This window comes from Methyloglobulus sp. (assembly GCF_046714055.1).
Classification (GTDB): Bacteria; Pseudomonadota; Gammaproteobacteria; order Methylococcales; family Methylomonadaceae; genus Methyloglobulus.
The window spans coordinates 1-4,800 of sequence record NZ_JBKKBJ010000069.1 but is presented as its reverse complement, the minus strand read 5'-3'; the positions used below and the strand labels follow the sequence as shown (position 1 = coordinate 4,800).

General features: G+C 47.6%; 6 protein-coding genes. 5 read left to right on the top strand and 1 reads right to left on the bottom strand.

Annotated features, from left to right (window positions below; all coding sequences use genetic code 11):
- The coding region (locus ACLQ6D_RS04240) for an HAD-IA family hydrolase (RefSeq protein ID WP_411726044.1) at window positions 1–356 on the top strand (356 nt) is incomplete at its 5' end.
- Here the strand turns inward: ACLQ6D_RS04240 and ACLQ6D_RS04235 are convergent.
- A complete protein-coding gene (locus ACLQ6D_RS04235; protein WP_411726043.1) occupies window positions 319–1,680 on the bottom strand; it encodes a DEAD/DEAH box helicase in 1,362 nt (453 codons plus the stop codon). The two genes, ACLQ6D_RS04240 and ACLQ6D_RS04235, sit on opposite strands and share 38 nt — an antisense overlap.
- Before the next feature lie 98 nt (window positions 1,681–1,778).
- Here ACLQ6D_RS04235 and trxA point away from each other — a divergent pair, with 98 nt between their 5' ends.
- The 4 genes from trxA to ACLQ6D_RS04215 form a co-directional block, all read left to right on the top strand.
- The gene (gene trxA, locus ACLQ6D_RS04230; RefSeq protein ID WP_411726042.1) at window positions 1,779–2,105 is read left to right on the top strand and encodes a thioredoxin TrxA; all 327 of its coding nucleotides are present in this window, start codon (window positions 1,779–1,781) and stop codon (window positions 2,103–2,105) included.
- 225 nt (window positions 2,106–2,330) lie between these two features.
- The gene (rho, locus tag ACLQ6D_RS04225) at window positions 2,331–3,587 is read left to right on the top strand and encodes a transcription termination factor Rho (protein WP_411726041.1); all 1,257 of its coding nucleotides are present in this window, start codon (window positions 2,331–2,333) and stop codon (window positions 3,585–3,587) included.
- A 33-nt stretch (window positions 3,588–3,620) separates the two neighbouring features.
- Window positions 3,621–4,448 (top strand): undecaprenyl-diphosphate phosphatase, encoded by an 828-nt coding sequence (locus ACLQ6D_RS04220; protein ID WP_411726040.1) that lies wholly within the window; start codon window positions 3,621–3,623, stop codon window positions 4,446–4,448.
- A 131-nt stretch (window positions 4,449–4,579) separates the two neighbouring features.
- Window positions 4,580–4,800, top strand: a 221-nt coding sequence (locus ACLQ6D_RS04215; RefSeq protein WP_411726039.1) for a hypothetical protein, incomplete at its 3' end; no start/stop codon positions are given.

Below are 4,800 nucleotides of genomic sequence, written 5' to 3'. Positions count from 1 at the left end.
AGATAAAACAGTCTTCGCAACGGGTTCTGTTGGTGACCAACGCCCATAGAGACAGCCTCGAACTAAAGATGGAAAAAACCGGTTTGCAGCCATTTTTTGATGATTTGGTTAGTTCGCATGATTTCGGCTTACCTAAAGAACACACCGATTTTTGGCATCGTTTGCAACACCAACATCCCTTTGAAAAGCAAACCACACTGTTGATTGATGACAGCCTTGCGGTATTGAATTCAGCCCGTCAATATGGTATTGCCCATCTGGTGTCGGTAAGCCGCCCAGATTCGGGTATGCCCAAGAAGGAAATTTCCGACTTCCCCGCTATTGAGGATTTCCGGGAGCTAATGCCGGGACTTTAGCTTTACGTCCATTATTGTGTGGAGGCCGTTTTCCACGCTGGGCTGACCTGAATTCTTTGGGTCTTCGCTCCGGCTTAATGACCTCCGCGAGTAATTCTTTGCCTATTGCTTTGACCGGAATTTTCTGCCCGATGAAAGCCTCAATATCGGGCATTGAGTAAGCATAATCCTCGCAAATAAAGCTGATGGCCTCGCCGCTGGCACCAAACCGCGCCGTCCGTCCAATCCTGTGGACATAATCCTCCACGTCTTGTGGCAGGTCGTAATTGATGACATGGGAAACGTCGGGAATATGCAAGCCTCGTGCCGCAACATCGGTGGCAATCAACAGGGAGATTTCGTTCTCCTGAAAACACTGTAACAACTTCTGGCGTTTTTCTTGTGGCACATCACTGCTTAAGGCCGCAGTTTTATAGCCATTGGCGTTAAGCGTAGCATCCAATTCTTCCGCACAGCGTTTGGTATTGACAAAAATTATGCTGCGTAGCGGCTGGTCGTGTTTCAAAATGCCCAATAGTAGCGGTATTTTTTGATCGTTTGAAGGGCAGTAGGCGCTTTGTTTGATGGCTTTGGAGGTCACTTCTTCTGTTTCGATCTTGACCAATACCGGACTATTCATGTGCTCGTAGGCCAGTTCGGTCACCTTATATGACAAAGTTGCTGAAAACAGCATGTTCAGGCGTTTTTCCGGTGACGGCATCCGGCGCAGCAAATAACGTATGTCCTTGATGAAACCCAGGTCAAACATGCGGTCGGCCTCATCCAAAACCATGACCTTGACATGATCCAATGTAAATGCGTTTTGCCGATAAAAGTCGATAATACGCCCCGGCGTACCGATAATAATATCGACATTAGTCTTTACCTGAGTCAGTTGCTTTTGGTAATCCGTACCGCCGTAGATCAATGCGAAAGACAAGTTAAGGCGTTTACTCAATTGCAACGCATCTTTATGGATTTGAATGGCTAATTCTCTGGTTGGAGCAAGGATAATTGCCCTGGGGTAATTGATAGGTTTACTTTTAGCGGGCTTAGCGACCACTATTTCGTCATCCGACTCAACTTCTTCGGAATCCGTGATTCCTGTATCCGTATCTTCTTCATCATGGATAAGGTATTGAAAAGTCGCCAGCAAAAACGCAGCTGTCTTCCCAGTTCCTGTCTGCGCTTGACCCGCCACATCCTTGCCCCGTAGCGCTAAAGGCAGGGTTTTATCTTGTATGGGTGTGCATTGATGAAATCCCGCGTCCTTTAAGCCAAGCAGGATAGCATCTGACAACTCAAGGTTACTGAAACGGGTTTCGGTTAAATGGTTATTATTCATGGCCTATAGCATACCGTAAAAACTGGCTTAACCGAAAATTGATTGACTACGTAGTTTATCCCTCCTATAGTTGAACTTTTGATTGTCGGAGAAACAATGTGAGCGACCTAGTCCTTCATGTGAATGATAGTGATTTTAATGAGACTGTTATTAACGCTAGCGGCCCTGTGCTGGTTGATTATTGGGCGGAATGGTGTGGGCCCTGTAAAATGATTGCCCCAATTCTGGGTGAAATAGCCAAAGACTATCAGGGCAAATTGACAGTGGTTAAGTTAAACATTGATGATAACCCAGCCACTCCACAGCATTATGGCGTTCGTGGCATTCCGACGCTTATGCTGTTCGTGGATGGCGAGGTGGAAGGAACTAAAGTTGGCGCCTTGACAAAATCGCAGCTCGCAGCTTTCCTTGACAACTATTTGTAAATAGAACATCATGGAATCGCTGATTAAATCAGCGATTCCATTAAAAAGAGTTCCGTCACAAAAGTTGGACGGGTCTAAATACTTACGCTATACTACCCATACGCAACAGAATGCTTGCGTAGTCAAAACGTACCGTCCGATAGACCGCACCCCTAAATCCAAACCCGTTTTACGGCTTCCTAAATTCAAGCGCGTAAGCGAATCCTTTATGTATTTTCTTTTCCTATGAACCTTACCGAGTTAAAACTTAAACAAATAAGTGAAGTCATTGAAATAGCTGAGTCTCTGGGACTCGAAAACGTTGCCAGATCCCGCAAACAAGACCTGATCTTTGCCATCCTCAAAAAGCAGGCAAAAGCGGGCGACGACATCTCTGGTGATGGCGTTCTGGAAATTTTACAAGATGGGTTCGGTTTTTTACGGACACCGGGCTGCTCTTATCTGGCCGGCCCTGACGATATTTATGTTTCGCCCAGCCAAATCAGGCGATTCTCCCTTAAAACCGGCGATACCATTACCGGCAAGATTAGGCCACCGAAGGATACCGAACGTTACTTCGCCATGCTCAAGGTCGATGAAATCAACTTTGAGCCACCGGAAAACACCAAAAACAAGATCAATTTTTCAAACCTGACGCCCCTGTTTGCCAAGCAACGGTTTGTGCTTGAACGCGGCAATGGCACCAGCGAGGATTTGACCGGACGCATCATAGATTTAATTGCCCCCATCGGCAAAGGCCAGCGCGGTTTGATAGTGTCCCCGCCGAAAGCCGGTAAAACCATGATACTGCAAAGTATGGCACAGGCGATTGCCGACCAGAATCCAGAATGTTACCTCATCGTATTATTGATCGACGAACGCCCCGAAGAAGTCACCGAAATGGAACGCTGTGTACGTGGCGAAGTTATTTCCAGCACCTTTGATGAACCCGCAACCCGGCACGTACAGGTCGCCGAGATGGTTATCGAAAAAGCGCGCCGTTTGGTCGAGCATAAACACGACGTGGTTATTTTGTTAGACTCGATTACCCGCTTGGCTAGGGCTTATAACACGGTCGTCCCTTCGTCCGGCAAAATACTTACGGGCGGTGTCGATGCCAACGCACTGGAAAAACCTAAGCGGTTCTTCGGGGCAGCCCGCAATATCGAAGAAGGCGGCAGTTTGACCATCATAGCGACCGCGCTGGTTGATACCGGCTCAAGAATGGACGAGGTCATCTACGAGGAATTCAAGGGCACGGGCAATATGGAGCTACACCTGGATCGTAAAATTGCCGAAAAACGGATTTACCCCGCCATCAATATCAACCGTTCCGGCACACGCAGGGAAGAATACCTAGTCGATCCCGAAACACTGCAAAAAACCTGGATCCTGCGCAAAATTCTCCAGCCGATGGACGAAACAGCCGCTTCCGAATTCCTGATCGGCAAACTCAAAGACTTCAAGACCAATGCGGAATTTTTTGAATCGATGAAGCGGTAAGCAAAAAACCTTAACCATCAACGCCCCAAAACCATGCCTGATACTCACTTACTGATTTCTGCCCTTATTTTAGGGATTGTGGAAGGCTTGACTGAGTTCTTGCCCGTGTCCTCAACAGGCCATCTCATCTTGGCTGGACAACTGTTGGGGTTTAACGACGACAAGGGCAAGGTCTTTGAAATTGTCATCCAATTTGCGGCAATCCTGGCAGTCGTTTGGGAGTACCGCACCCGACTCAGTCATGCTTTGTTCAGCCTCACCAGGGAACGTGCCTCGCAACGCTTGGCAACAAACCTGGTCATCGCATTCCTGCCTTCTGCCATCTTGGGCTTTTTGTTCTTGAAGCAAATCAAGGCGTATTTGTTCAACCCAATTGTGGTGGCTTCGGCCTTTATTGTCGGTGGCTTGTTGATTTTATGGGCCGAACGCCGTCAGCATACCATACGCGCTGAAACCATCGACGACGTGACTTGGCAGGATGCCTTGAAAGTCGGCTTTGCCCAGGCTTTGGCGATGATTCCCGGCACTTCCCGTTCGGGCGCAACCATCATCGGCGGACTTTTTTTTGGACTGTCCCGCCTGGCTGCGGCAGAGTTTTCATTTTTTCTCGCCATTCCGACCATGTTTGCTGCCACACTTTATGATGTATACAAGCACCGCGACTTGTTCAACATGAATGACCTCAGCTTGTTTGCGGTTGGCAGCACCGTCTCTTTCATCAGCGCATTTCTGGCTGTGCGCGGCCTGATCCGGTTTATCAGTAGGCATGACTTCACTGTATTTGCGTGGTACCGTATCGCCTTTGGTATACTGGTGCTCAGTTCAGCGCAGTTGGGCTGGGTGGATTGGAGCAATCACTAACTGATTGAAAAAAATGGGCAACCAATACACATTGATAATGTTTATTTCCAACCCCCCTATTAAAGCTCAGTTAATAGCCCTGTATGAAATACTCAACCACAAGAATACTCCTCGTTTTTTTTGCGACCCTAGTGGCCAGTAGCTGCAACAGCGACCCCTTCTCGTCTTTTTCGATATTCACTGACCAAGCAACCTTACCTTATCCACCGAAGGGAATCCTGATAATTGAGGGTCGCGTCAACAAGCCTTATATCGCACTAGGCCCAATCGAATATACCTTAAAATGGTATGACTATTTCTTCGTCGGTCAGGTCGAGTTACGTAATCAAGCGGTAGATTATTTAAAACAGGA

What these genes read in the sequence shown, in the direction of transcription:
- ACLQ6D_RS04235 (WP_411726043.1), bottom strand. Translation starts at nt 1,680, where the DNA reads ATGAATAATAACCATTTAACCGAAACCCGTTTCAGTAACCTTGAGTTG.
- rho (WP_411726041.1), top strand. Translation starts at nt 2,331, where the DNA reads ATGAACCTTACCGAGTTAAAACTTAAACAAATAAGTGAAGTCATTGAA.
- ACLQ6D_RS04220 (WP_411726040.1), top strand. Translation starts at nt 3,621, where the DNA reads ATGCCTGATACTCACTTACTGATTTCTGCCCTTATTTTAGGGATTGTG.